21 protein-coding genes and 1 tRNA gene are annotated in these 25,970 nt (G+C 64.9%); 16 read left to right on the plus strand and 6 right to left on the minus strand.

Features of this window, described 5'->3' with window-relative positions; translation table 11 throughout:
• Window positions 1-15: 15 nt before the first annotated feature.
• The 6 genes from mnmC to A2G96_RS10465 all read left to right on the plus strand — a co-directional run bounded on the left by mnmC (window position 16) and on the right by A2G96_RS10465 (window position 8,788).
• Window positions 16-1,989 carry a bifunctional tRNA (5-methylaminomethyl-2-thiouridine)(34)-methyltransferase MnmC2/FAD-dependent 5-carboxymethylaminomethyl-2-thiouridine(34) oxidoreductase MnmC1 gene (mnmC, locus tag A2G96_RS10440; RefSeq protein ID WP_062799028.1) on the plus strand — a complete coding sequence of 658 codons (1,974 nt, stop codon included), beginning with the start codon at window positions 16-18 and terminating at the stop codon, window positions 1,987-1,989.
• Window positions 1,990-2,219: 230 nt separating this feature from the next.
• Window positions 2,220-3,575, plus strand: a complete 1,356-nt coding sequence (gene tig / locus A2G96_RS10445) for a trigger factor (RefSeq protein WP_062799030.1) — start codon at window positions 2,220-2,222, stop codon at window positions 3,573-3,575.
• 99 nt (window positions 3,576-3,674) lie between these two features.
• Window positions 3,675-4,325: an ATP-dependent Clp endopeptidase proteolytic subunit ClpP gene (gene clpP / locus A2G96_RS10450; protein ID WP_011615108.1), complete on the plus strand. Its 651-nt coding sequence runs from the start codon at window positions 3,675-3,677 to the stop codon at window positions 4,323-4,325.
• Window positions 4,326-4,577: 252 nt separating this feature from the next.
• Window positions 4,578-5,855: an ATP-dependent Clp protease ATP-binding subunit ClpX gene (gene clpX / locus A2G96_RS10455; RefSeq protein WP_012352668.1), complete on the plus strand. Its 1,278-nt coding sequence runs from the start codon at window positions 4,578-4,580 to the stop codon at window positions 5,853-5,855.
• A gap of 255 nt (window positions 5,856-6,110) precedes the next feature.
• The gene (lon, locus tag A2G96_RS10460; RefSeq protein WP_062799032.1) at window positions 6,111-8,522 is read left to right on the plus strand and encodes an endopeptidase La; all 2,412 of its coding nucleotides are present in this window, start codon (window positions 6,111-6,113) and stop codon (window positions 8,520-8,522) included.
• A 190-nt stretch (window positions 8,523-8,712) separates the two neighbouring features.
• Window positions 8,713-8,788 (plus strand) — tRNA-Val (locus A2G96_RS10465).
• Between the two features lie 167 nt (window positions 8,789-8,955).
• On the opposite strand, the gene A2G96_RS10470 is transcribed toward A2G96_RS10465, so the two are convergent.
• On the minus strand, window positions 8,956-9,975 hold the full coding sequence (locus A2G96_RS10470; RefSeq protein WP_062799034.1) for a Bug family tripartite tricarboxylate transporter substrate binding protein: 1,020 nt from the start codon (window positions 9,973-9,975) through the stop codon (window positions 8,956-8,958).
• Between the two features lie 824 nt (window positions 9,976-10,799).
• Here A2G96_RS10470 and istA point away from each other — a divergent pair.
• From istA to A2G96_RS10485, 3 genes are read left to right on the plus strand one after another with little or no spacing between them, the layout of a single operon-like run.
• Window positions 10,800-12,302, plus strand: coding sequence for an IS21 family transposase (istA, locus tag A2G96_RS10475; RefSeq protein ID WP_062797539.1), 1,503 nt, complete (start codon window positions 10,800-10,802; stop codon window positions 12,300-12,302).
• Entirely contained in the window at window positions 12,289-13,056 is a 768-nt protein-coding gene (gene istB / locus A2G96_RS10480; RefSeq protein ID WP_062797542.1) for an IS21-like element helper ATPase IstB, read from the plus strand. Before istA ends, istB begins: the two co-directional genes overlap by 14 nt.
• A complete protein-coding gene (locus A2G96_RS10485) occupies window positions 13,053-13,259 on the plus strand; it encodes a hypothetical protein (protein WP_062797544.1) in 207 nt (68 codons plus the stop codon). Before istB ends, A2G96_RS10485 begins: the two co-directional genes overlap by 4 nt.
• Before the next feature lie 148 nt (window positions 13,260-13,407).
• Here the strand turns inward: A2G96_RS10485 and uxuA are convergent, their stop codons facing one another.
• On the minus strand, window positions 13,408-14,448 hold the full coding sequence (gene uxuA, locus A2G96_RS10490; RefSeq protein WP_062799037.1) for a mannonate dehydratase: 1,041 nt from the start codon (window positions 14,446-14,448) through the stop codon (window positions 13,408-13,410).
• A gap of 261 nt (window positions 14,449-14,709) precedes the next feature.
• On the opposite strand from uxuA, the gene A2G96_RS10495 reads away from it, so the two are divergent.
• The gene (locus A2G96_RS10495) at window positions 14,710-15,450 is read left to right on the plus strand and encodes a FadR/GntR family transcriptional regulator (protein WP_062799039.1); all 741 of its coding nucleotides are present in this window, start codon (window positions 14,710-14,712) and stop codon (window positions 15,448-15,450) included.
• A 114-nt stretch (window positions 15,451-15,564) separates the two neighbouring features.
• Entirely contained in the window at window positions 15,565-16,626 is a 1,062-nt protein-coding gene (locus tag A2G96_RS10500; protein WP_062802124.1) for a VWA domain-containing protein, read from the plus strand.
• A gap of 469 nt (window positions 16,627-17,095) precedes the next feature.
• Here A2G96_RS10500 and A2G96_RS10505 read toward each other — a convergent pair whose 3' ends face one another.
• Window positions 17,096-17,830 carry an RNA polymerase sigma factor gene (locus A2G96_RS10505; protein ID WP_062799041.1) on the minus strand — a complete coding sequence of 245 codons (735 nt, stop codon included), beginning with the start codon at window positions 17,828-17,830 and terminating at the stop codon, window positions 17,096-17,098.
• A gap of 301 nt (window positions 17,831-18,131) precedes the next feature.
• On the opposite strand from A2G96_RS10505, the gene A2G96_RS10510 reads away from it, so the two are divergent.
• Window positions 18,132-19,433, plus strand: coding sequence for a c-type cytochrome (locus tag A2G96_RS10510; RefSeq protein WP_231909644.1), 1,302 nt, complete (start codon window positions 18,132-18,134; stop codon window positions 19,431-19,433).
• Between the two features lie 160 nt (window positions 19,434-19,593).
• Here A2G96_RS10510 and A2G96_RS10515 read toward each other — a convergent pair whose 3' ends face one another.
• Together A2G96_RS10515 and pdxR are read right to left on the minus strand one after the other, a co-directional pair.
• Entirely contained in the window at window positions 19,594-20,505 is a 912-nt protein-coding gene (locus A2G96_RS10515) for an NAD-dependent epimerase/dehydratase family protein (protein WP_062799043.1), read from the minus strand.
• 183 nt (window positions 20,506-20,688) lie between these two features.
• Window positions 20,689-22,104, minus strand: a complete 1,416-nt coding sequence (gene pdxR / locus A2G96_RS10520; protein WP_062799045.1) for a MocR-like pyridoxine biosynthesis transcription factor PdxR — start codon at window positions 22,102-22,104, stop codon at window positions 20,689-20,691.
• Between the two features lie 87 nt (window positions 22,105-22,191).
• Between pdxR and A2G96_RS10525 the strand changes: the two genes are divergently transcribed.
• Genes A2G96_RS10525 through A2G96_RS10535 form a run of 3 tightly spaced genes read left to right on the plus strand, consistent with a single transcriptional unit; the run spans window position 22,192 to window position 24,116 of the window.
• On the plus strand, window positions 22,192-22,608 hold the full coding sequence (locus tag A2G96_RS10525) for a cupin domain-containing protein (protein WP_062799047.1): 417 nt from the start codon (window positions 22,192-22,194) through the stop codon (window positions 22,606-22,608).
• A 9-nt stretch (window positions 22,609-22,617) separates the two neighbouring features.
• Window positions 22,618-23,073: a carboxymuconolactone decarboxylase family protein gene (locus A2G96_RS10530; protein ID WP_062799049.1), complete on the plus strand. Its 456-nt coding sequence runs from the start codon at window positions 22,618-22,620 to the stop codon at window positions 23,071-23,073.
• A 56-nt stretch (window positions 23,074-23,129) separates the two neighbouring features.
• The gene (locus tag A2G96_RS10535; protein ID WP_062799051.1) at window positions 23,130-24,116 is read left to right on the plus strand and encodes a LysR family transcriptional regulator; all 987 of its coding nucleotides are present in this window, start codon (window positions 23,130-23,132) and stop codon (window positions 24,114-24,116) included.
• A 21-nt stretch (window positions 24,117-24,137) separates the two neighbouring features.
• Here A2G96_RS10535 and A2G96_RS10540 read toward each other — a convergent pair whose 3' ends face one another.
• Window positions 24,138-24,719: a Rid family hydrolase gene (locus tag A2G96_RS10540; protein WP_231909645.1), complete on the minus strand. Its 582-nt coding sequence runs from the start codon at window positions 24,717-24,719 to the stop codon at window positions 24,138-24,140.
• 155 nt (window positions 24,720-24,874) lie between these two features.
• On the opposite strand from A2G96_RS10540, the gene A2G96_RS10545 reads away from it, so the two are divergent.
• Window positions 24,875-25,960: an alkene reductase gene (locus A2G96_RS10545; RefSeq protein ID WP_062799055.1), complete on the plus strand. Its 1,086-nt coding sequence runs from the start codon at window positions 24,875-24,877 to the stop codon at window positions 25,958-25,960.
• Window positions 25,961-25,970 lie beyond the last annotated feature (10 nt).

Here is a 25,970-nt window from a genome sequence, read left to right on the forward strand (position 1 = left end):
CAGAGTTTTCCATCCATGCCGCGCGCACTCGAGCCCGCCGAGCCGATCCTGTCGGCCGGGGGCACTCCGTATTCGCCCCGCTACGACGACGTCTACCACAGCACCGAAGGCGGGCTGGCGCAGGCCGCCCATGTCTTCCTCGGCGGCAATGGCTTGCCCGGGGCGTGGGCCGGCAAGCGGCAGTTCGTCATCGTCGAGACCGGCTTCGGCCAGGGGCTGAATTTCATGGCGACGTGGCAGGCGTGGCGCGACGATCCGCAGCGCTGCGGCACGCTGCATTTCGTCTCGATCGAAAAGCATCCGTTCACGCGCGAGGGGCTGGCGCAACTGCATGCCGGCCTGGACGGGCTGCAGCCACTCGCGCAGGCGCTGCAGGCGCAATGGCCGCTGGCGCTGCCGGGCCTGCATCGGCTCGCGTTCGACCAGGGCCGCGTGGTGCTGACGCTGGCGCTGGGCGATGCCGAAGCGATGCTGCCGCGGCTGGCCGCCGGGGCCGATGCCTTCTACCTGGACGGCTTCTCGCCGGCGCGCAATGCCGACATGTGGTCGGCCCCCGTGTTCCGCGGCCTGGCGCGGCTGGCGCGTCCCGGTGCCACGCTGGCGACGTATACCGCCGCGGGCTTCGTGCGGCGCGGGCTGAAGGAGGTCGGCTTCGAGGTCGACAAGGCCTCCGGCTTTGGCGGCAAGCGCGACATGACGGTCGCGCGCTTTCGCCCGCAATGGAAATCGCGCCGCCACGCGCCGCCGCTGCCCGGGCAATGGGCCGAGCGCCATGCCATCGTGATCGGCGCCGGGCTGGCGGGCTGCGCCGTGACCGAGCGCCTGGCCGCGCGCGGCTGGCGCGTGACCCTGTTCGACACCCACGACGGGCCGGCGCGGCAGACCTCGGCGCATCGCGCCGCGGCCATGCATGCGCATGTATCGGCCGACGACAGCCTGCTGTCGCGGCTGTCGCGCGCCGGCAACCAGTACGCGCTGCGCGCCTGGGCGGCGCTGGCCGACGCCGGGCACCCGGTCGGCTGGCACGGCTGCGGCGTGCTGCAGATCGGCGAGGACGAGGCCGAAGGCGAGGCCCAGCGCGCAGCGCTGGACGCCATGGATTTGCCGCAGCAGTTCGTGCGCTGGATGAGCGCCGCCGAGGCCGCCGCAACACATCACGCCGGCGTGCCGCGCGGCGGCCTGTGGTTCCCGCAGGGCGGATGGGTCGCGCCGCCGGACATCTGCGCGGCGCAGCTGGCGCGTGCCGGCGATGCGGTAACCGCGCGCTTCGGCTGCCGGGTCGGCGCGATCGCGCGCGTCGACGGCAAATGGCAGGCACTTGCGCAGGACGGCGCCGTGCTGGCGTCGGCACCGGTGCTGGTGTTGGCCAACGCACATGAGGCGCAGCAACTGCTGCCGCAGCAGCACTGGACCCTGCGCCGCGTGCGCGGGCAGCTGACCACGCTGGCGGCCGCGCAGGTCGACGCGCTCGGCGGCTGGCCCGACTGCGTGGTGACCGGCGCGGGCTACCTGCTGCCGCGTGCCGCCGACGGCAGCGGCCGCGTCGGCTCCAGCTACGACGAAGACACCGGCCCGCTGGTGGAGCAGCCGGCGGTCCACGCGGCCAACCTCGCCCGGCTGGCGGCGCTGCTGCCGGATCGGGCCAATGCGGTGGCTGCGATCGACCCCGCCGACGTGTCGGGCTATGTCGGCGTGCGCACGGTCACGCACAACCGGTTGCCGCTGATCGGGCAGGTGCCTGACGAGGCTGCCGCGATGGCGCAGGCGGCGTCGCTGCGCGGCGCGCACCTGCGCGACCTGCCGCGCCTGCCCGGCCTCTATGCGGCGCTGGCCTATGCCTCGCGCGGCCTGACCTGGGCCGCGCTGGGCGCGGAACTGCTGGCCAGCCAGATCGAAGGCGAGCCGCTGCCGCTGGAGTCCGACCTGGCCGATGCGGTCGATCCGGCACGCCTGCTGCTGCGCGCGCTGCGCCATGGGCAGGCAGCGTAGCGCGGTGCAGCGGCGCTGCATGGTTGCGGGGCGTTCCGGGCAAAATCTGCCGGAAGCGAATCAAAACCGTGCGATAATCCCCGTTTTCCGTTTGCGCGGAGCTTTCCGTTCGCCGGTGCGCTGCCCTGGCCGTCCTGTCGTGACGGCGCCGTGGCGGTAAAGCGGGCGGTACGCGTACAAGACGGCAGCACCTACGAACACAACTACATTTCTGGATTGGATCTACGACCATGTCGAACGTGATTGAGAACCTCGGCAAGCTGGACCGCAAGGTGACCCTGGCCATCCCCAAGGCCGAAGTGGAAAAGGAAAAGCAGGAGCGCCTGGTTCGCCTGTCGAAGACCGTGAAGATGTCGGGCTTCCGTCCGGGCAAGGTGCCGATGAAGATGGTCGAGAAGCAATACGGCCAGCAGGTCGAGTTCGAAGTCCGCTTCGACAAGGCCGCGCGCAAGTTCTTCGACATCACCAAGGAACAGGACGTCAAGGTTGCCGGCCAGCCGAAGTTCGAGATCAAGAACGAAGGCGTGGCCGAGGATGAAGTGGCGTTCGACGCCACCTTCGAGGTGTACCCGGAAGTGACCATCGGCGACCTGTCGGCTGCCGAAGTCACCCGCACCAGCACCGAGATCACCGACGCCGAAGTCGACAAGACCATCGACATCCTGCGCAAGCAGCGCGTGCACTACCACGCCCGCGGCGAGGCCGGCGAGCATGGCGACGGCGGTGCCGACGTCACCGCGCAGAACGGCGACCGCGTGACGCTTGACTTCGTCGGCAAGATCGACGGCGAAGAGTTCGCCGGCGGCAAGGCCGAGGACTTCCCGTTCGTGCTGGGCGAAGGCCGCATGCTGCCCGAGTTCGAGCAGGCCACGCTGGGCCTGAAGGTCGGCGAGAGCAAGACCTTCCCGCTGGCCTTCCCGGCCGACTACCACGGCAAGGAAGTGGCCGGCAAGACCGCCGAGTTCACCGTGACCCTGAAGAAGATCGAGTGGGCCCACCTGCCGGAAGTCAATGAAGCCTTCGCCAAGTCGCTGGGCATCGCCGACGGCAGCGTCGACAAGATGCGCGCCGACATCCGCGAGAACCTCGAGCGCGAAGTGAAGCGCCGCACGCACGCCATGCTGAAGGACCAGGTCATGGAAGCGCTGCTGAAGGCGAGCGAGCTGGACGTGCCCAAGGCCCTGATCGAGCAGGACCAGGAGCGCCTGGTGGAAATGGCCCGCCGCGACCTGGAGCAGCGTGGCATGCCCAACGCCAAGGACATGCCGATCCCGGCCGAGATGTTCGCGCAGCAAGCCGAGCGCCGCGTCAAGCTGGGCCTGATCCTGGCCGAGATCGTCAAGGCCAACGGCCTGGAAGCCAAGGCCGACCAGATCAAGGCCGAGATCGAGGACTTCGCCAAGAGCTACGAGGACCCGAAGGAAGTCATGCGCTGGTACTACGGCGACCAGCAGCGCCTGGCCGAAATGGAAGCCTACGTGCTCGAAAACAACGTGGTAAATTTCGTGTGCGGCAAGGCCAAGGTCACCGACAAGAAGGTGTCCTTCGAGGAACTCACCGCCGAAGGCAACCAGCAGCAGGCCTGAGGCCGGAAGTGACCGGCAGCCCCGCGCCACGGTGCGGGGCAGGGACTTCCCGAGTTACCCGGATTGCCTTGCGATCCGACGAATCCATGGAGAACATGCATGACCCGCAATGATTTGCTTGACCGTCTCGCCACCACGCAGGCTTCGGCACTGGAAACCCAGGGCCTGGGGCTGGTGCCGATGGTCGTCGAGCAGTCCGGCCGGGGCGAGCGCGCCTATGACATTTACTCGCGCCTGCTGAAGGAGCGCGTGGTGTTCATGGTGGGCGAGGTCAACGACCAGACCGCCAACCTGGTGGTGGCACAGCTGCTGTTCCTGGAAAGCGAGAACCCCGACAAGGACGTGTCCCTGTACATAAATTCGCCGGGCGGTTCGGTGTCGGCGGGGCTGGCCATCTACGACACCATGCAGTTCATCAAGCCCGACGTGTCGACGCTGTGCATGGGCATGGCGGCCAGCATGGGCGCGTTCCTGCTGGCGGCGGGTGCCAAGGGCAAGCGTTCGGCGCTGCCCAACTCGCGCATCATGATCCACCAGCCGCTGGGCGGCGCGCGCGGCCAGGCCTCGGATATCGAGATCCAGGCGCGCGAGATCCTGTACCTGCGCGAGCGGCTCAACACCATCCTGTCGGAAGTGACCGGCCAGCCGGTCGAGAAGATTGCGCGCGACACCGATCGCGACAACTTCATGAGCGGCGACCAGGCGGTCGACTACGGCCTGATCGACAAGGTGCTCGCCCGCCGCGGCTAATGCGGCGCGCCGCCGTGGCTTATCGGGCGACGGCGGCCGGCCACACCGGCTCGGCTCAAATGGCGAAGGCTACACCGGAACGAGGCCCCGTGCCTCGTTTTTTGCATCGGCACCTGTGCAACGGGGCCTTGGCCCCACAGCCGGGGGGAAGCGCCGGTGATGCCAATTGTTTTGGCGTATGATGCGTTTGAAGCGTATCCCCGAGGAGCCTGTCGCCCCGCGGTGTGCGCCCTGCAAAAGTGACTGATTCCTATGGCGGACAAAAAAGGTTCATCCAGCGAAAAGCTTCTGTACTGCTCCTTCTGCGGCAAGAGCCAGCATGAGGTCAAGAAGCTGATTGCCGGCCCGTCGGTGTTCATTTGCGACGAATGCATCGACCTGTGCAACGAGATCATCCGCGACGAGGCCACGGCATCCGAGAAAGACGCCGCCGCGGCCGCGCGCTCCGACCTGCCCACGCCCCACGAGATCCGCGAAAGCCTGGACCAGTATGTGATCGGCCAGGAACAGGCCAAGAAGATCCTGGCCGTGGCGGTCTACAACCACTACAAGCGCCTCAAGCACCTCGGCAAAAAGGATGATGTCGAGCTGTCCAAGAGCAACATCCTGCTGATCGGGCCCACCGGCTCCGGCAAGACGCTGCTCGCGCAGACGCTGGCGCGCCTGCTCAACGTCCCGTTCGTGATCGCCGACGCGACCACGCTGACCGAAGCCGGCTACGTCGGCGAGGACGTCGAGAACATCATCCAGAAGCTGCTGCAGAACTGCAATTACGAAGTCGAGAAGGCGCAGCGCGGCATTGTCTACATCGACGAGATCGACAAGATCTCGCGCAAGTCGGACAACCCGTCGATTACCCGCGATGTGTCCGGCGAAGGCGTGCAGCAGGCCCTGCTCAAGCTGATCGAAGGCACCATGGCATCGGTGCCGCCGCAGGGTGGCCGAAAGCATCCGAACCAGGACTTCCTGCAGGTGGACACGACCAATATCCTGTTCATCTGCGGCGGCGCCTTCGATGGCCTGGAGAAGGTCATCATGCAGCGCTCGGACAAGACCGGCATCGGCTTTGCCGCGCAGGTCAAGAGCAAGGAAGAGCGCGACGTCAGCGAAGTGCTGCCGCAGACCGAGCCGGAAGACCTGATCAAGTTCGGCCTGATTCCCGAACTGATCGGCCGCCTGCCGGTGGTGGCGACGCTGGCCAAGCTGGACGAGGCCGCGCTGATGCAGATCCTGGTCGAGCCCAAGAATGCGCTGGTCAAGCAATACCAGAAGCTGCTGGCGATGGAAGGCGTCGAGCTCGAAATCCGCCCGGGTGCGCTGAGCGCCATCGCGCGCAAGGCGATCCGCCGCAAGACCGGTGCCCGCGGGCTGCGCTCGATCCTGGAGCAGTCGCTGATGGACGTCATGTATGACTTGCCTAATTACAAGGGCGTGCAAAAGGTGGTGATCGATGAAAATACGATCAACGGCGATGCACCGCCGCTGCTGATGTATGAGGAGCAGCAGCCCAAGGTGGCAGGGTCTAACTGACGCGAGGCCTGCCAGAGTGGTCAGAGGTCGGCACCACACCGGCAGCAGGGCGGAAAAGGCCGTTCGCGTAGAAGCGAGCGGCTTTTTTTGTTTATTTCTACCGACGAGAGGGAGGAAACGCGGGTATGCTGTTTCAGAGGGGCCACCAAGTGCAGGTAGCGGCATCTGCCTGCCTTGATGAATCGATTGGCACGTATCTTGTAATCGATTCGGGCGGCCCAATTTACGCCTTAAATGACTGACTTGGGGAAAATGATGTCCGGAACACAACTCCTCCCGGCCGAGCCGATTCGCCTCCCACTGTTGCCGCTGCGCGACGTGGTGGTGTTTCCGCACATGGTGATCCCGCTGTTCGTGGGACGCCCAAAGTCCATCAAGGCGCTTGAGACTGCGATGGAGGCGGGCAAGAGCATCATGCTCGTGGCCCAGAAGACGGCGGCCAAGGACGAGCCGACCGCCGACGACCTGTACGAGGTCGGCTGCATCGCCAATATCCTGCAAATGCTGAAGCTGCCCGACGGTACCGTGAAGGTGCTGGTCGAGGGCACCCAGCGCGCAAATATCCGCGAGGTGAGCGAGGACGATTCGCACTTCATGTGCGAAGCCGTGCCCGTGCCGCCCGCACCTGGCGAAAGCGCCGAGACCGAGGCCCTGCGCCGCGCGATCGTGTCGCAGTTCGACCAGTACGTGAAGCTCAACAAGAAGATCCCGCCCGAGATCCTGACCTCGCTGTCAGGCATCGACGAGGCCGGCCGCCTGGCGGACACCATCGCCGCGCACCTGCCGATCAAGCTCGAGCAGAAGCAGAAGATCCTGGAGATGGTCAATGTGACCGAGCGCCTGGAAAGCCTGCTGTCGCAGCTCGAGGGCGAGATCGATATCCTGCAGGTCGAAAAGCGCATCCGTGGCCGCGTCAAGCGCCAGATGGAGAAGAGCCAGCGCGAGTACTACCTGAACGAGCAGGTCAAGGCCATCCAGAAGGAACTGGGCGAGGGCGAAGAAGGCGCCGACCTGGAAGAACTCGACAAGCGCATCAAGGCTGCGCGCATGCCGAAGGAAGCCAAGAAGAAGGCCGACGCCGAATTCAAGAAGCTCAAGCTGATGTCGCCGATGTCGGCCGAGGCCACCGTCGTGCGCAATTACATCGACACGCTGGTGAACCTGCCGTGGCGCAAGAAGAGCAAGGTCAACAACGACCTCGCCAACGCCGAGCGCGTGCTGGATGAAGACCACTACGGCCTGGAGAAGGTCAAGGAACGCATTCTCGAGTACCTCGCGGTGCAACAGCGCGTGGACAAGGTGAAGGCACCCATCCTGTGCCTGGTCGGGCCTCCCGGCGTGGGCAAGACCTCGCTCGGCCAGTCGGTGGCGCGCGCGACGAACCGCAAGTTCGTGCGCATGGCACTGGGTGGCGTGCGCGACGAGGCCGAGATCCGCGGCCACCGCCGGACCTACATCGGCTCGATGCCGGGCAAGATCCTGCAGAGCCTGTCCAAGGTCGGCGTGCGCAATCCGCTCTTCCTGCTCGACGAGATCGACAAGATGGGCCAGGATTTCCGCGGCGATCCGTCGTCGGCGCTGCTCGAGGTGCTGGACCCGGAACAGAACCACACGTTCCAGGACCACTACATCGAGGTCGACTTCGACCTGTCCGACGTGATGTTCGTGGCGACGTCGAACTCGCTGAACATTCCGCCGCCGCTGCTCGACCGCATGGAAGTGATCCGCCTGTCGGGTTACACCGAGGAAGAGAAGCTCAACATCGCCACGCGTTACCTGCTGCCGAAGCAGATCAAGAACAATGGCCTGAAGCCGGGCGAGATCGAGGTCACCGATGCGGCGATCCGCGACATCATCCGCTACTACACGCGCGAAGCCGGTGTGCGTTCGCTCGAGCGCGAGGTGTCCAAGATTGCCCGCAAGGCGGTCAAGCTGCTGCTGCTGAAGAAGGAGTCGGGCACGATCAAGGTCGATTCGGACAACCTCGACAAGTTCCTGGGCGTGCGCAAGTACGACTTCGGACTGGCCGGCAAGGAAAACCAGGTGGGCCAGGTGACCGGGCTGGCGTGGACCGAGGTGGGCGGCGACCTGCTGACCATCGAAGCCGCGATCATGCCGGGCAAGGGCAACATCACCCGCACCGGTTCGCTGGGCGATGTGATGAAGGAATCGGTCGAGGCCGCGCGTTCGGTGGTGCGTTCGCGGGCACGCCGCCTGGGCATCACGGATGAGATGTTCGAGAAGCGCGACATTCACATCCACGTGCCCGAAGGCGCCACGCCCAAGGACGGCCCGTCGGCGGGCGGTGCCATGACCACGGCGCTGGTGTCGGTGCTGACCGGCATCCCGGTGCGCGCGGATGTCGCCATGACCGGCGAGATCACGCTGCGCGGCGAGGTGCTGCCGATCGGCGGCCTCAAGGAGAAGCTGCTGGCAGCCCACCGCGGCGGCATCAAGCTGGTGCTGATCCCCGAGGAAAACGTCAAGGACCTGGCCGAGATTCCGGACAACGTCAAGAACGCCATCGAGATCGTGCCGGTGCGCTGGATCGACAAGGTGCTGGAACTGGCGCTCGAGCGCAAGCCCGAGGCCCTGCCGGAAGAGGACGCCAAGCCTGCCGAGGTGGCGGACAAGGCTACGGCCAAGGTCGAACGCCTGCACCACTGACGACGCCTTCGCCGCATGAACGAAACGCCGCAGGGCAGCGATGCCCGGCGGCGTTTTTTTGTCCGCGCGGGCCTTGGCAAACCGAAATCACCTGTATTAAACTTGCGCCCTCGCAACGCAAACCACGGCATCTGCCGCGAGGTGCGGAGCGATCAGCAAGTTGCAGGCAGACAGCCTGCGATGGTCGAGCGGGTGCTTAGCTCAGTTGGTAGAGCGGCGCCCTTACAAGGCGTAGGTCGGGGGTTCGAACCCCTCAGCACCCACCACCGCTCCACCAGCAAGAATCAAGGACTCAGGGCGATCTGGGTCCTTTTTTTTGTCCATGACTCAGCCGTCCGAACATCGGTCTTCCGTGCATGATTGGCGTGGAGCACGGACGTAGCGGTGCGACGCGGCGCTGGCGACAGACCGGCATTCACCGGCCTGCGCAGCCTTAATCGGCCGTGATGTTGTTGGCCTTCACCACCTCGCCCCACATCTTGTAGTGGGTGCGGGTCAGCGTTGCGAGCTGCTCGGGCGTGCCGCCGCCGGGCTCGTCGCCGCGGTCGACGATGCTCTTGACCACGGCCGGGTCCTTCAGCGCCGTATTCAAGCCGGCGTTGGCCTTCTTGACGATGTCAGGGCTCAGGCCCGGCGGTCCGTACAGGCCGATGAACGAGATGATGGTGAAGTCCTTGATGCCGCTCTCGGTGGCCGTTGGCACGTCCGGGATCATGGCCACGCGCCTGGGTCCCGTGACCATCAGCGGCCGCAACTGGCCCGACTTGATGAAAGGCGCGACCACCGACGTGGCATCGAACATCGCATCCAGGCGTCCGGCCATCAGGTCGACCATAGCCGGGCTGCTGCCCTTGTAGGGCACATGGTTCATCTTCGGGCCGCCCATGCGCTCGCGCAGCAGTTCCATCGTGACATGCGGCAATGCGCCGGTACCGCCCGAGCCGTAATCGATGGTCTTGCCCGACTTGTCGCGCGCCCTGACCTCGTCGACGAACTGCGCGTAAGTCTTGATCGGCGAACTGGCGGGCACGACCAGGACCAGCGGCGACTGCAGCATCACGCCTATCGGCGTCAGCTTCTGCGGATCGACGATGCCAAGCTTGGTGTAGACATGCGGCATGATCGTCATCGAGCCGTTGCCTACCAGAAGCTTGTTGCCGTCGGGCGCCGCGCGCATGACCTCGATGGAGGCGATATTGCCGTTCACGCCGGCCTTGTTGTCGATGACAAACGACTGGCCGAGCGAACTCTGCAGGCCGTTAAGCAGCGCACGTCCCGCGAAGTCGGTCTGGCCACCGGGCGGAAAGCCGACCAGCAGTGTCACCGGCTTGGTTGGCCAGGTGGTCTGCGCCCACGCGGCGGTCGTCGCCAGCGCGCCAAGGCCGAGCGCGGCGACGCCCAGTATCAATGCGGAACGGCGCGAATTCGCGGGCGATTTCCTGGTGTTCGTCATGACAGGTCTCCGGTGTGAATGGCTGTCTAAAACCGGCACTAAACGGCGGCGCGGCTTAAAGATGCGGAGCAACTCCTGCATTGCAGGATTGTCTCGAGGTCTTCTGATTCGATATTGAAGGTGGCCACCGGGCGCGTCGGAGCGAGCCCGTAGGGCGAGTGCAGACGCGCCCGGTGATGGGCATTCCGCAAGGTGGTGACGTCGCAGTGGGGATGCGGTAAAAAGGTTGGCTTTACCGCCGAAAAGAAACAGGCACGACACCGGTCCAAACCGCCAAGTTCATCCCGATGTCGTGCCCCACTCGTGCCAAGGGCGCGCGTGCCGAGCCAGTATGGCACGGCTCGTCCATCCCGTCGAGGCCGTTTCGGCATGACTGGGGGATCGCCGATGCCGGCCACGGGCCGCCTCTTTGTGTGCGCCCATTGCCGGGCGCAGGTCGTTGTTTGCCGCCGCTGCGACCGCGGTCAGATCTACTGCAATGGCGGCTGCTCGCAAGCAGCGCGTCGCGCCAGCCTGCGCGAGGCCGCTCAGCGCTATCAACGCAGCCGCCGCGGCCGCTTGGCGCACGCGGAGCGGATGCGCCGCTACCGCTGTCGCCAAAAGAAAGTGACGCATCAGGGTTCCGCCGCGCAGGCCGCCGATGCTCTACTGCCGCTGACCTTGACGACGCCGGCCAGAGCACCGGCGCCCGCTGGCGCCTCAACACCGGTGCCTGAGCATTGCCACTTCTGCCGTTGCACATATTCGGGCTTTGTCCGCCTCGGACCACTGCGTCGTCGGGTCTTCCGTGATGTTCGTACGACTGACCGCACAGGACACGACCCATGACCATTGGAGTAGAACTTGAAGCCCAGATCCTGCGTTACTACCACGTCGAGAAATGGCGCGCCGGCACCATCGCGCGCCAGTTGCATGTGCACCGCGACACCGTCCAGCGTGTGCTGGCGCAGGCCGGCCTGCCCAGGATTGGCAGCGTGCAGCGGCCGTCGCAGATCGACGCCTACCTGCCATTCATCCATGAGACGTTGAAGAAGTTCCCGTCGCTCACGGCCAGCCGCCTGTATGCGATGGTGACCGAACGCGGCTACCGCGGGAGCCAGCACCACTTCCGGCACATGATCGCGCTGCACCGGCCGCGCCCACAGCCGGAAGCCTATCTGCGTCTGCGTACCTTGCCGGGCGAACAAGGGCAAGTCGATTGGGGTCACTTCGGCCATCTGCAGATCGGCCGCGCACGCCGGCCGCTGATGGCCTTCGTGATGGTGCTGTCATGGTCGCGGCAGATCTATCTGCGCTTCTACCTTGATGCACGCATGGACAGCTTCCTGGCCGGCCATGCCGGTGCCTTCGAAGCCTGGTCCGGCCTTCCCAGGGTCCTGCTCTACGACAACCTGAAGAGTGCCGTGCTGGAACGCCAGGGCGATGCGATCCGTTTCCATCCGACACTGCTCGCGTTCGCGGCGCATCACCGCTACGAGCCCCGGCCGGTTGCCGTCGCCCGTGGCAACGAGAAGGGGCGCGTCGAGCGCGCCATCCGCTATGTACGCGAGAGCTTCTTCGCCGGACGCACCGTGACCGACCTCGATGAGCTCAACGCCCAAGCCGCCCATTGGTGTGCGGGACTTGCGGCCGATCGTCCCTGCCGGGAAGAACCGACGATCAGCGTACGCGAGGCGTTCTCCCGCGAGCAGCCCAGCCTGCTCGCCTTGCCGGAGAATCCCTATCCATGCGAACTGCAACTGGCTGTCAAGGTCGGCAAGACACCGTATGTGCGCTTCGATCTGAATGACTACACGATCCCGCATACGCATGTGCGACGCACGCTCACGGTGCGGGCCAGTCCCCGGCAGGTACGCATCCTCGATGGCACGGAACTGCTCGCCACTCATGAGCGCAGTTACGATCGCGGCGCGCAGATAGAGATTGCCGCGCACATCAATGCCTTGGTCGAACGCAAACGCGAAGCCCGCCACCATCGCGGACTTGACCATCTGGCTCGGGCGGCGCCGGCCAGCCAGGCGCTGCTGCAGCGCGCAGCGGAACGGGGCGGCAATCTGGGCAACATCACCACCCACCTGCTGCGGCTGCTCGACCGCTATGGCGCCGCTGAATTGCAAGCGGCGATCGAGGAAATCCTCGCCAGCGATGCGGCGCCTCACCAGAATCCGGTGCGCCTGGCGCTGGAGCGCCGGCGCGAGGCGCGCCAGGCACCGCCGCCCGTGGGTATCCATCTACCTGAACACGTCCGGCACAAGGACAAGCTGGTGATACCCCACCGCCTCGACATCTACGATCAGCTCACGGGAGATGCCAATGAACACGCCTGAGAACCTGCAAAGCCGTGCGAACGCCTTGCGCCTGCATGGGCTACTGGCACACTGGCCGGAGGTCGCCGACGCCGGCTGGGTGGCGCCGCTGCTGCAATGGGAAGAAGAGGAGCGCTCGCGCCGCTCGCTGGAGCGACGCATCCGGGATGCCCGACTGGGCAACTTCAAGCCCTTGTGCGACTTCGACTGGGCCTGGCCGACGCGCTGCGACCGGGCCGCCGTCGAAGAATTGATGTCGCTGGAGTTCGTCAAGGACTCGGCCAACGTCGTGCTGATCGGCCCGAACGGCGTCGGCAAATCGACCCTGGCGCTGAATCTGGCCTATCAGGCGCTCGTCCAAGGGCACACAGCGCTGTTCACCACCGCCGGCCAGATGCTCGGCGAGCTGGCCGCCCTCGACAGCGATTCGGCCTTGCGTCGACGCCTGCACCGCTATGCCTCGCCGGACGTTCTGGTCATCGACGAGGTCGGCTACCTGTCGTACTCGAACCGACATGCCGATCTGCTGTTCGAGCTCATCAGTCGCCGATATGGCGCCACCAGTACGGTGGTTACAACAAACAGACCATTCGCCGAATGGTCGGAGGTGTTCCCGAACGCCGCCTGCGTCGTCTCGCTGGTTGACCGACTGGTGCATCGTGCCGAAGTCATCGCGATCGAGGGCGAGTCGTATCGCGTCAAGGAAGCGCGTGAGCGGGCCGATCAGCGAGCAAAGAAACGCAGCGTGGCCCGGGCGGAGAAAAAGCCATCATGACGCATCTGCACCTGCCTTCAGGAATCACCAACGGGCTGGACTTCCTGATCCCAGACAACTGGTCCCCAGAACAGGCCCTCGCCGTCGTCGAACTCATCGACGATCTACGCGAGCGAATCTGCGCGCACTACCAGCTCGCACTGCATGACCTGCTGCGTGAGCAGCGCTCGCCCCCCGAGAAAAGCCTCGACGATCCGTTCTAGCCTGCACCATCCAACCCAAACAGCAAGGGGCCGCATGCGGCCCCTTGCTGTTGACCTTCTGACCCAACCATACGCCGCCATTTACTGTCGCTTTTACACCGCCGTCAACATCCGGTTATGTTTTAAATGGACCGCAGTCCATGGCGTTTCAGGCCGACTTTTCCATTGCTTCCCACATGCCGTTGATATAGACCGCGCCGAGTGCCCGGTCATAGAGGCCGTATCCCGGCTTGCCGGTCTCGCCCCAGATCATGCGGCCGTGGTCGGGGCGGTAATAGCCCTGGAAGCCGACGTCGTGGTACGCCTTGACGATCGCGGCAATATCCAGCGATCCGCAACTCGACAGGTGGGCGGTTTCCTCGAAATCGCCTTCCGGCGTGATCTTGACGTTGCGGATATGGGCGAAGTGGATGCGCCCCATGCCGCCGAATTCGCGCACCAGCGCCTCGACGTTGTTCTGCGGGCCGGCGCCAAGCGAGCCCGAGCACAGCGTCAGCCCGTTTGCCGGCGTGTCGACGATACCCAGGATGCGTGCCAGGTCGTCGCGGTTCTTGACGATGCGCGGCAGTCCGAAGATGGGGCGCGGCGGATCGTCCGGATGAATGGCCATCTTGATGCCGCATTCCTGGGCCACCGGAATGATCGCGCGCAGGAAATGCTCCAGGTGTTCCCAGAGCCTGCCTTCGTCGATGCCACGATATTCGGCCAGCAGCGACTGCAGTTCTGCCGGCGCGTAGCTGGAATCCCAGCCGGGCAGGGCGATCCCCTGGCTGACATCGACCTGTTCGACCTCGCGGGTGCTGAAGGCAAGGCAGGTCGAGCCGTCATCGAGCTTTTTTGCCAGTTCGGTACGGGTCCAGTCGAACACCGGCATGAAGTTGTAGCAGATGACCTCGATGCCCGCGGCGGCCAGGTTCCTGATGTTCTGCTGGTAGTTCGCGATCAGCCGCGCGCGCGTCGGCTTGCCGAGCTTGATGTCCTCATGGACCGGAACCGACTCCACCACCTTGAACTGCAGCCCCGCTGCCTCGATGGAGGACTTTAGCGCCAGGATCTTGTCCAGCGGCCATACCTCTCCGACCGGTTCGTCATAGATGGCCGAAACGATGTGGGTCATGCCCGGGATCTGGCGGATGTATTCGAGAGGGATGGGGTCGGTCGGGCCAAACCAGCGGAACGACATCTTCATGGGCGAGCTTCCTTCAGGCGAGTCTGATGCGGCAGCGGAGAGCGGAAAGGCAATCCGGTCTGAACCAGTGCGCGGGTCAAGGCCGGCAGGCCATGGGCACTGGTGTACCGGTTGTCTAATCTGGTTCACCAATTATGAAGAGGTTGCCCAATTTTGTCGTCATGGTTTACCATGGTGTGCATCAGGCGCTGCCCGGCCATGCCTTTCCCCTGGCAAGTGGTCAACCGGTGACCACCTTGGATACCCGCCGCCTTACCCGAGATGCCACATCCCCCCAGCGATCCAGTAACCCGTCCGACACCCGAGAACCCGACAGCGGCCAGCGACCGTTCGTACCTGAGCCTGGCCAGCCAGGTGCAGGCATTGATTGCATCCGGAGAGTTCTGCGCCGGCATGCGCTTGCCGTCCGAACGCACGCTGGCCGAGCGGTTCAGCGTCAGCCGCACCCTGGTGCGCGAGGCCATCATCGCGCTGGAGGTGCAGGGGCTGGTCGAAGTGCACGGCGGCTCCGGGATCTACGTCTGCGCAGAAGCGCCCGCGCCCGGTCGCGAGCCGTTCGAGATGCCCTGGCGGCCGGGGCCGATAGAGTCGCTGCGTGCCCGGGCGCTGATCGAATCCGAGATCGCCGGCCTGGCGGCCAGCGAGCGCAAGGACGGCGACCTTGACCGCATGTTCGCGGCGCTGAGCCTGATGCGCGAACACATGGGCGACAAGCAGGCCAACGAGGCGGCGGACCGGCAGTTCCACCTGTGCCTGGCCGAAGCGACCGGCAACAGGGTGCTGCTGCATATGGTCACCGCACTGTGGGACAGCGGGCGCAGCGATCCGCTATGGCGCAAGATCGAGGAACACTTCCATACCACGCGGCTGCGGGAGGCATCGCAGGAAGACCATCAGCAGATCTTCGCGGCGGTGATGGCGCGCGACGCGACAGCGGCGCGGGCGGCAATGCGTAACCACCTGGAGAGAGTGATCGGCGAGTTTACGCAGGCGTGGCGTTGAGGGATAGCCTGCTCGGCAGCTGCACATTTCGTTGCCGATCGGCAAACATGCTCATTGCACCTGGCGCATAAGCCTGCAGTATCATCGCTTTATCAACGCGCCATGGAGTACGGCATGCAGTTTCTCTGGCCGCAATTGCTCTGGCTGTTGTGCTTTCTCCCTTTGCTGGCAGGTGCTTACGTCTACCTGATAGCACGACGCAAGAAAGCTGCCCTGTTGTATGCCAGTCTTGCTCTGCCGCGCGCCGCGTTGGGGCACAGCCTACGCCTTCGGCGCCACATCCCGCCGGTGCTTTTTCTCCTGGCGTTGGGCGCGGCCCTGCTGGCGTGCGCCCGTCCTGCCGCGACCATCACCCTGCCATCAGACATCATCACAGTGGTGCTGGCTGTCGATACCTCCCTCAGCATGAATTCAACCGACGTGGCGCCCAGTCGGATCATCGCCGCGCAGCAGGCCGCACGAGATCTGGTCATAGGACTGCCTGCAAGCGTGCGCCTGGGCATTGTCTCGTTTGCCGCCACGGCCACCGTAGTGCTGCCTCCAACCGACAACCGTCAGGACATGCTCGATGCGATCGATCGCTTCCTGCTCCAACACGGCACGGCGACAGGCAGCGGACTGATCCAGGCCCTGGCGGTATTGTTTCCCGACGATAATGGCATCGACCTGGAAGCCATCCTTTTCCGCGGCGAGACCTTAGCGCCGGGACCTGGTGGAAGAACGCGGTCTGAAGCTGCTGCGGCGGACGCCGTTCGCAAGCGCGAACTGGAACAGCCGCAGACGATGCCCGGGGCTTATCGGCACGGCGTGGTAATCCTGCTCAGCGATGGTCGCCGGACCACTGGGCCAGATCCGCTAGACGCCGCGCGCATGGCTGCCCAGCGTGGGGTTCGCGTCTATACCGTAGGCTACGGTACCCCGCACGGCCAGGAGGTGTCGAGCCAGTCCTCCTTCACACAACTGGATGAGCCGACTTTGCGCACGGTCGCGACGCTGACTGCTGGCGAGTACTTCCTGGCCGGCTCGGCCGCGGATCTGACGCGGGTATATCGGCAGCTTAGCGCCCGTTTCGCGTTGGAACGCAAGGAGACTGAAATCAGTTCTTTGCTGGCCGGGACCTCGGTTGTGCTGCTGATCGCTGCTTGTAGTCTGTCATTGCTGTGGTTCCGGCGGTGACCACCCTCAGCACATCAAGGCCGACTCTCGGGTGCCGAAGCAGGGTGCCTGTGCGTTGCTGCAGCCGATGCGCCTTGGCCGCTGCCAGCACGCCCCGGACTGCGGTCAACCTTGCTGTCCGTCTTTTTCGCACCTTCGCCGGCGGCACCGCTGGCAGCCTGCGCCGAAGGTTCCGCGCGCCTGCCAGTGTCGGTCCCTGGCGTTGGAGGCGAGCCGTAACGACCACCCTGCGCCAGGGCCGCAACGCTTAGCGAAAGGGCGGCAACCAAGGCCAGCTTTTTCACGGCAGTCTCCAGATCGTCAAGCCATACCACTTCCATACTAGGCCGGATTCGCAAAGCCAAAGACCAGGATGGGCCGGCGTCACTCCGAGGGCATGGCAGGGGCGGGGCAATGTCTCATTGCTTAAGAAGCCCCGGCTCGCCAACAACGGCATGGGCTGGCCTTTCACGGTCTGGAGAACTCGTGGTCATAGCGATCGGACCAGCCCGCGCTCGCCAAGGGCGGCAAACACGTGATTGACCACCGCATCGCAACGCGCGCCGGCAAAACTGAACGTGCTCTGCAGATAGGGCCTTACCTCTTTGGCCAGGGATTCGCGCAGCATCATGCGGGCCCGCAGGAAGCGCGTCTTGACCACGTCGTCGCTAACGCCAAGGCAATAAGCCGTTTCCTCCACACTCATGTCTTCGACGGCCCGCAGGATGAACACGCAGCGGTAGATCGGCGGCAATTTTTCGACCGCAAGCTGCAGCAGTTCTCGCACCTGACCGCGTTCGGCCATGGCTTCAGGGGATTCGTCGTCAGCGGCGCGGAAGGACATCATGTTCTCCTGTAAAGAGTCGCCAGGAAAATCTTCTTCTTCACCCCGGGCTTCCATCTGGACCAGCCGGCGCTTTTTGCGCTGCGCTGTCAGCGCGGCGTTGATGGCAATGCGCGCCAGCCAGGTGCTCAGCGCGGCCTCGCCGCGAAACGAATCCAGGCTGGTAAACGCGCGCAGGTAAGTTTCCTGCACGACATCCTGGGCTTCGGCATCATCCGGGACCACGCCGCGCGCCGTGCGGAATAACAGGCGGTTGTTGCGCCGCATGATGGCCTCGAAGGCGGACGCGGTGCCGGCGCGGGCGCTGGCAACCAGTTCGGCGTCTGTGGTGGCATTGGCGCCAGACGGTGTGGGCGGCCTGAGATCCCGGCTCTTGTCCATTTGGAGATCTGGCTCCTTTCCCGTTGCTGATCATTAGACGGCACTGCTGCAAAAAGGTGACAGTCGACTGGGGCGCATACCCGTCTGCCGTCCCTCGCCTGGGCACGAACAACGTGTCAGCAATCATAGGCAAATGCACGCAGCCACAACCGATCGCAATGTGGCCTGGGCCTCGTGTCACCTTCCGGCGTCTGCCGACGTCTAACGCCTATGCAACGGACAAATTCGAGCGACTGCCGTCGGCGAGATGTCGGTTGCCTTATTTCAGTTGCTGCATCTCATCCTGGCAAGGACGTCGATCATGAAAAGGCAACCCTCCGCACCGACACCTGAAACTGAAGTGCAGCCGGTACCGCTGCGGCACTCGGCGATGCAGCAGATGCCTCGACGGAGGCTGGCCAATGCACTGATCATGGCAGCCGCGGTCGGGGCCGCCGCGGCGTGCGGCGGCAGTTCTGGAGGGGGAGGAACCGATGCGGCCAGCACAGAAGCGGCGCAGAAGGCCCTGGTTGAGCAGGGCAAGCAGATATTTCGCTTCGATACCTTCGGGGACGAAGCGAAGTGGACCGATAACCTGAGGATGCACGAGGTCATCGCCAGCTCGGTGGATCCCTTGACCGCATTATCCGTCGGCCTCAAGGTGGACGCCGAGGCCTTGCCCGAGGCTGTCGTAAATGGCATCCGCAATGGCACGATCGACCTCAAGAGCCCGGCTACGACGGTGGCGCTGCTGAAACTGAACGCGGTCGTCGGCCTCCAGGGGACCGTCGAGACCGTCAATGGGGTCGATAAGCTGACCCGCGTCGGCACTACCTGCGCGCTCTGTCATTCGACGGTGGACAACTCGTTCGCGCCGGGCATCGGCAAGCGGCTGGACGGATGGCCCAACCGGGATCTCAATCCCGGCGCCATCATCGCGCTGTCCCCGGCCATTGACGAGGCCATGAAAAAGGTCCTCAACGCCTGGGGTGCAGGCAAGTACGACCCCCGCCACAATATCGACGGCCTCAGCAAGCCGGTCGTGATACCGCCGGCCTTCGGGCTGGCCGGCATTCATCGCATCACCTTTACCGGCGATGGCGAAGACGTCATGTACTGGAACCGGTATGTCGCCGTGTCCCAGATGGGAGGCCTTGGCTCCGTATCCGAGCCGCGCCTGAATATCTCCATCACCAACGGCTCGGTCGATCTTGTCACCAGCAAGCTTGCGGCCCTGCAAGCGTATCAGCTATCCCTGGGTGCTCCGCCGCCACCGGCGGGAAGCTTCGACCCCGCGGCGGCATTGCGCGGCAAGGCCCTGTTCGAAGGCGCGGGTCGATGCGCCACGTGCCATAGTGGCCCGGCATTTACCGATGCCAACTCGCTGCTTCACCCGCCCGCAGACTCGATGGCGGAACCGGAGAGCCCAAGCTACGCCTCGCGCTCCGCAACAAAGCAATACCGGACCACGCCGCTGAAGGGGGCATGGCAACACCCTCCCTATTTCCATGACGGCTCTGCGGCGACTTTGTCGGATGTCGTGACGACCTACAACACAAAACGCGGACTGGGGCTGAGCAGCCAGGATATTGCCGACCTGACGGAGTATCTGAAGTCGCTGTGACCCGCAGCCCGGGCGGAATGCGTTGCGCCGGGACTTCTATCAGGCTGACGATGCCTTTCTGGTAAGCGGCGAGCGAGGCGTTCCGGACGCGGCCGAGCGAGTCCACGCCTTGTGCGAGCACGGCGAGGCAATGGGTACCCGGATATAAGCGGCAGTCCCGCTAAGCGTCTTTCCACAGCAGCGGCCGCGGGGCGAAGCCGAGTTTCGCCTTTGCCGCGCTGTTCGAGGCGCCGGTCAGGCGGGTATGGTAGTAGACCGCTTCCTCCCCGGCAGCCTTCCGCGCGGCCTCGACGCTTATGCGGGCTGGCTCCGGGGCATCGACCCAGCGAGCAAACGCCGGCATCCATTGGGCGACGGCAATGGGGTCGTCGTCGACCACGTTGTACACGCCTGGCTCGGCCGTCAGCGAAGCGACCGTTGCCGCGATGGCGTCATCGATATGGACGAACGACCAGACCGCATTGCCGTCGCCGATGATCGACATTTCATTTTTTCGCGCCTGCTCCGCAATGGCGCCGTCGGGCCGGTACCAGGTGCCGGGGCCATAGAAGAAGCCATAGCGCAGGACCACGCCTTCCAGCGAGGCCGCGCCCATGACGGCGTTCTCGTACGCGGCCATCGTCCGCGCGCTGTCGCCGACCTCGCCGGGCGCGTCACAACGAAGCGCGGCCGCTTCGTCGGCGAGCTGTCCCGGCAGGGCGGCGAGGTAAAAGCCCCGCGACTGCACGATATAGCGCTGCACGCCCAGCGCCTCGGCGGCGGCCAGCAGATTGCCGCCGCCCTCCCGGTGAAGGCGCGTATCGTCGGGCATTGATTTGATGATGTCGGCCGGATTCGCGGGAAGCCACGTAAGCTGGTCGATCACGACATCGGGCGAGGCTTCCCGGATCGCGTCCCGGACCGCTTGCGGGTCAAAGGCATCGGCAAAGGAGACCCTGGCCCCGAGCTCGCGCAGCCTGTCCGCACCTTTGCCGGCGCGAGTCATCCCGGTAACGTCATGGCCCAGCGCGCGCAGTACGCGCACCAGCGGCAAGCCGATTGCGCCAGTGGCGCCGGCGACAAAGATCTTCATGGACATTCTCCTTGAAACTGCACAGCCAGACGGTGCAGCGACGAGTCGACGACACAGCGAAGCGGGGTGACGCTCCGCCCGGACTCCGTGCGGATATTGTGCTGGTCCACTGTGCGCCAGGAAAGCACCAAGAACCCGGGGAAACGCTGTACCACCTATCCCGATTGCCCACTTGCCGGTGCACTAGGAGAACTTGCGGATCAGTTGCTGCAAGCGGTCGCAGGCAGCGGGAACCTGGTGTTCGATCGCCGTCGCGACACCAAGCAGCAGGCCGGACCGTTGCGTGGACGCAGAGCAGAACCAGGCCGATAACGGTGCGGGTGCCAGCCCGTAGGCATAGGCTTCCCGGGCGATCCTCTGGTCGTCGGCGCCGTCCGGCAGTCTTACCACTACGGCGAGGCCTGCCGCATAGGCCTGGAAGCCCCTGGCATCAAGCGCGGCCAGGAGCGCATCGCTGCGGGCTGCGTAAATGCGCTTCATGCGGCGCAGGTGGCGCAGATAGTGGCCATCGCGCATAAACTCGGCGGTCGCCATCTGCACCGCCGGCCCTGGCGCGGAAGCGAGGCAGGCGACGACTTCTTCGAAGCGCGACACCAGGCCAGGCGGCACGACCACGAAGCCGAGCCGCAGCGTCGGGCTGAGCGTCTTGCTGAACGACCCGATATGGATGACCCGCCCGGCCCGATCCTGCGATGCCAGTGCGGGAGCCGCCCGGCGCCTGAGCTGAAGTTCGCCAAGGTAGTCGTCCTCGATGATCCATGCATCCGCGCGGCTGGCCCACTCGAGCAGTTGCACGCGGCGACCGAGTGACAGGGTCGGGCCCAGTGGCGCCTGCTGACCCGCAGTGACCAGCGCCACCGCGGCATCCGGTGCATGCGCCTCGCCGTAGCCGACGTCGATGCCGTCTTCATCGACCGGGATGGGAACGATCGTGAGCCGGGACAGTGCCATGGCTCTGCGACTGGGAAGAAAACCCGGGTTCTCGACCCAGGCTTGCCGGCCCTCGGCCTGGATCACCCGCAGCGTGACACCGAGCGCGCCGGTAAAGCCCGCGGTGATGAAGACCTGTGAAGGCTGGCATTCAATTCCCCGGGACAATGCCAGGTGCGCCGCGATCTCTCTGCGGAGTTCATGCTCGCCGCGCGGATCCGGGTAGGTCGCCGGTGCCTCCACCTCGTCACGTGCCGCCCGCGATCGCAGCCGTGCGAACAAGGGGGCAGGGAAGCAGTCCGATGCCGGCACGCCCATCTGGAACACCGCGGGACCCGGCAGGAAATGCTGGTACAGCGCCGAGCGCAGATCGGTCTCGACCGAACGCGCCTGTTCCGCGCGGGGCCGTGCCGCAGCGGCATGGTCGGAAACCCGGGTGCCGCCGGCCCGCGATGAGATCACCAGTTGCGCATCGGACAGCCGCTCGTAGGCGGTCCTGACAGTGCCTCGCGCCACGCCAAGCTGGGCAGCGAGGTCGATCCACGACGGCAACCTGGCGCCTGGAACCAGTACGCCACTCTCGATCGCACCGGTGATACCGAGCCGTATCTGTTCCGCCAGTGAGGTTCTGGACGCACGGTCCAGCTTCAGGTCGAGGATGCTGGTCATCGCCTCTGGTGCATTCAAAAATCGTGTTTTTGGTTCTTTTTTGTGAACCAGGTGAGGTGCATGATTCTAGCCTCCAAGGAGCCAAACATGAAACTGCAACGCATACTTCTATCCCTGCTGGCGGCAACGGGCATCGCCTTTAGCAGTGTCGCAGCGGCGCACGGCGCCGGCGACACGGTGAAGCCCAATTTCTCGAAGGAGATCCCCAATATCCCGGGCAAGTCGCTCGTCGCCGTCGAGGTGTTCTATCCGCCCGGTGGTGCATCGCTGCCGCATACCCATGCCAGGTCGTCGTTTATCTATGCCTACGTCGTTTCGGGCAGCATCGCCAGCAAGGTGAACGACGAGCCGGAACGTGTCTACAAGGCTGGGGAGAGTTTCTTCGAGAATCCGGGCTCCCGCCATCCGGTGAGCCGCAATGCGAGCAAGACCCGGCCGGCAAAGCTGCTGGCCGTGTTCGTGGTCGATACGGCCGACCAGGAACTGACCATCAACGACAACTAAGAGTGTGAAATGAGACTGGACTACACCAAGGTATCGGCGGGCGGCGTCAAGGCATTTGGCGGCGTATACGGTTATGTCATGCAATCAGGACTGGAAGACGTGCTGGTCGAACTGGTCTATCTGCGCGTAAGCCAGATCAATGGCTGCGCGTATTGCCTCGACATGCATACCCGCGACCTGATCAAGAAGGGCGTCACGCCAGCAAAGCTTGCGCTGGTGCAGGCCTGGCAGGAGGCGGGGCCCTTGTTCAGCGAGCGCGAGCAGGCGGCGCTGGCGTGGACGGAATCCGTCACCCGCGTCGCCGACACCCATGTGCCCGACGAAGACTTCCAACGGGCCGCGGCGGTGTTCAGCGAAAAGGAACTCGCCGACCTGACCATGGCCATCGGGCTGATGAATGCCTATAATCGGCTCGCCATCAGCTTCCGCCGTGCTCCCGAGTCCGCCCTCGCTGCTGCAGCCTGAAGCGGCTGGGTCCCGAACACCGGGCGGAGCTCGATGCCATCGCGGGAGCCACCAACGTGCAATCGACATCCCCAGATCACGTGCCGGGCCATGACGCGCAAGAGCGCGCAGGGCAGGCGTCGGGCGACGCCGCCCAGCGCCTGTCCTGGGACGACCTGCGGATCATCAAGACCCTCAGCGAAAGCGGCAGCCGTGCGGTCGCCGCCAGCAAGCTGGGCATCAACGTCTCCACGGTGTCGCGCCGGGTGGCGCTGGCCGAAGCGGCACTCGGGGTCACGCTGTTCGACCGGCGGCGTGCCGGCTACCGGCTCACGGCCGAGGGATTGGAGTTGCGCGCGCTGTGCGAGCGCGTCGAGCTCGACGTCGTCAGTGTCGCCAGGCGTGTCTCGCGCGGCCTGCACGGTCCGCTGGGGACGTTGCGGATCACGACCAGCGACTCCCTGTTGCTGTACTTCCTCACGCCAATCATCGCGGACTTCAAGGCGCGCAACGCCGCGGTGGCGGTCGAGGTACTGGTCGGCAACGGCGCCCTGAACCTTGCCCGCGACGAATCCGATATTGCATTCAGGGCGACCCGACGCCCGTCGGAAAGCCTGGTCGGGCGCAAGCTCGCGACCATCGCGTGGGCGCCTTACGGCTGCGCGACGCAGTTCGGCCGCAAGGTGCCCGCGGCCGATGGCCTCTACGATCGCGCGTGGGTGTCCTATGCAGGCCAATTGTCCGGTCTCAAGGCATCTCAGTACGTCGAGCGCCGGGTCGCCTCCGGCAGTATTTCATACCGTTCCGACTCGGTCGCAGCGGTCAGCGCGGCCATCGCAGCCGGGCTCGGCCTGGGCTTTCTGCCGTGCATGCTGGGAGACATCATGCCCGGGCTGGTGCGCGTCGGTCCCGTCGTGCCCGAATTGCGGGATGAACTCTGGCTGCTCACCCATCCGGATATCCGAAGATCCCGGCGCGTTCAGGCATTCATGAGCTTCTGCGCAGCCGCTGTCGCCGAACGCAAGGCATTGATCGAAGGCCGGGAGCCTGTCGGCGGCGCGTAGACCGAGGCCCGGCCGCCGCGGTCAGGCTGCCGCCGCCGGCCTCAGCACCGCCTTGCAGGCGATCTCGATCAATTGCGGTGCCATGGCCAGCCTGGAAACGCCGATCAGATTGCTTGCGCATTGCGGCCGTTCGGTACCGTAGGCCTCCTTGCGCACCGTGCCGGCGGCAGCGAATGCCGCATCCACGTCCAGCACATACAGGGTTTCCTCCACCACGTTGTCGAGTGTGGCGCCGAAGCGCGCAAGAATGGCCGACAGGTTTTCGTAGGTGACCCGCATCTGGGCTTCCATCATGGAAAAATCGCGCGGCCGGCCGCCTGCATCGAGGGCTGCCGGTGCCACCAGGTTGCCGCTGCTGTCGTGGCTGAGCTGCCCGGAAACATAGATATCGTTGCCGACCAGCACCGCCTGCGCATAGCCGTATGCCTCTTCCCACGGGACACCCCAGTAGGTCGCTTTCTTTTCGATGGAACGCGCATTGCCAACCATGATCTGCTCCTTGGGCGAAGGACCGCCAGGGAGAGACGATCCAGCACCCAGACTAGCATTGCGGGGCAATCCGAAGCGGGGAATTTGTGCATTTTCAACGCGCAAAAATGCCATCGGATTTGCTGCGCCGGATATCCGGCTGGCGAAGGAGAGTGATCCAGATATGGGATGAGGTGTCTGATTTTTGTGGTCTACCGCCCGTATGCGGAACGGTCTAACGTTCACACCACGCATCAGGCGCTATTCCATCCATCCTTCTGGAGCAATCAATGACCACCATCTGGGATCCGGTCCGCGTAGGGCGCATGACCCTGAAGCACCGACTGGCGATGTCTCCGCTTACGCGCAGTCGCGCGCTAGCCGATGGCACGCCGGGACCGCTGGCTGCCGAATACTATGCACAACGGGCCTCGCTTGGACTGCTGATTACCGAAGGCACGCAGCCATCGGAGGACGGGCAGGGGTTTCCGAATTCCCCTGGCATCCATACCGAGGCGCATGTCGCCGGCTGGCGCAAGGTGGCCGAGGCCGTGCACGCCAAAGGCGGTCACCTGTTCATCCAGCTTATGCATGCGGGCCGCACGTCGCACCCGGCCAATACACCACACGGCCGGCAAGCCGTTGCGCCATCGGCAATCGCGCCGAACGTCGAGCTCTACACGCCCTCGGGCATGCTGCCGGTTCCGGTGCCGCGTGCCTTGACGCAAGTGGAGCTGCTGGCCACCGTTTCGGACTTTCGACGTGCTGCCGCCATGGCGGTGGAAGCGGGGGCCGACGGCGTGGAAATCCACGGCGCCAACGGCTACCTGATCCAGCAGTTCCTCGCTCCCAACGCCAACACGCGCATGGACAACTATGGCGGTTCGATCCCGAACCGGATCCGGTTTGCGATGGAAGTCGCGGCCGCGGTATCGGCCGAGATCGGTGCCGATCGCACCGCCATCCGACTGTCGCCCGGATCGCGCCTGGGCGGCATCGACGAGGGCGAGCATTACGGCGACGTGTATCGCCATCTGGTTGGCGAACTGGCGAAGCTCGACCTTGCCTACCTGCATCTCGCGCACGGCGGCGACGAGTCATTGCTGAAGGACATTCGCGCCATCTGGCGCGGAATACTGCTTGTCAATCGAATCAACCGGCCGATCGATGCCGTCGGCAAGGATATTGAAGCGGGACTGGCGGATATGGCCCCGATTGGCCGATGGGCGCTCGCCAATCCTGACGCCGTGGACCGGCTTCGCGCCGGCGAACCGATGAACGAGGCCGACCAGGGGACGTTCTACGGCGGCGGGGCCGAGGGTTACACCGACTATCCCAGGCTGACCACGTCGAACGTTGCGGCCAGGGTCGCCTGATCGCGGGCGA

It is taken from the genome of Cupriavidus nantongensis (assembly GCF_001598055.1).
GTDB classification, from domain to species: domain Bacteria; phylum Pseudomonadota; class Gammaproteobacteria; order Burkholderiales; family Burkholderiaceae; genus Cupriavidus; species Cupriavidus nantongensis.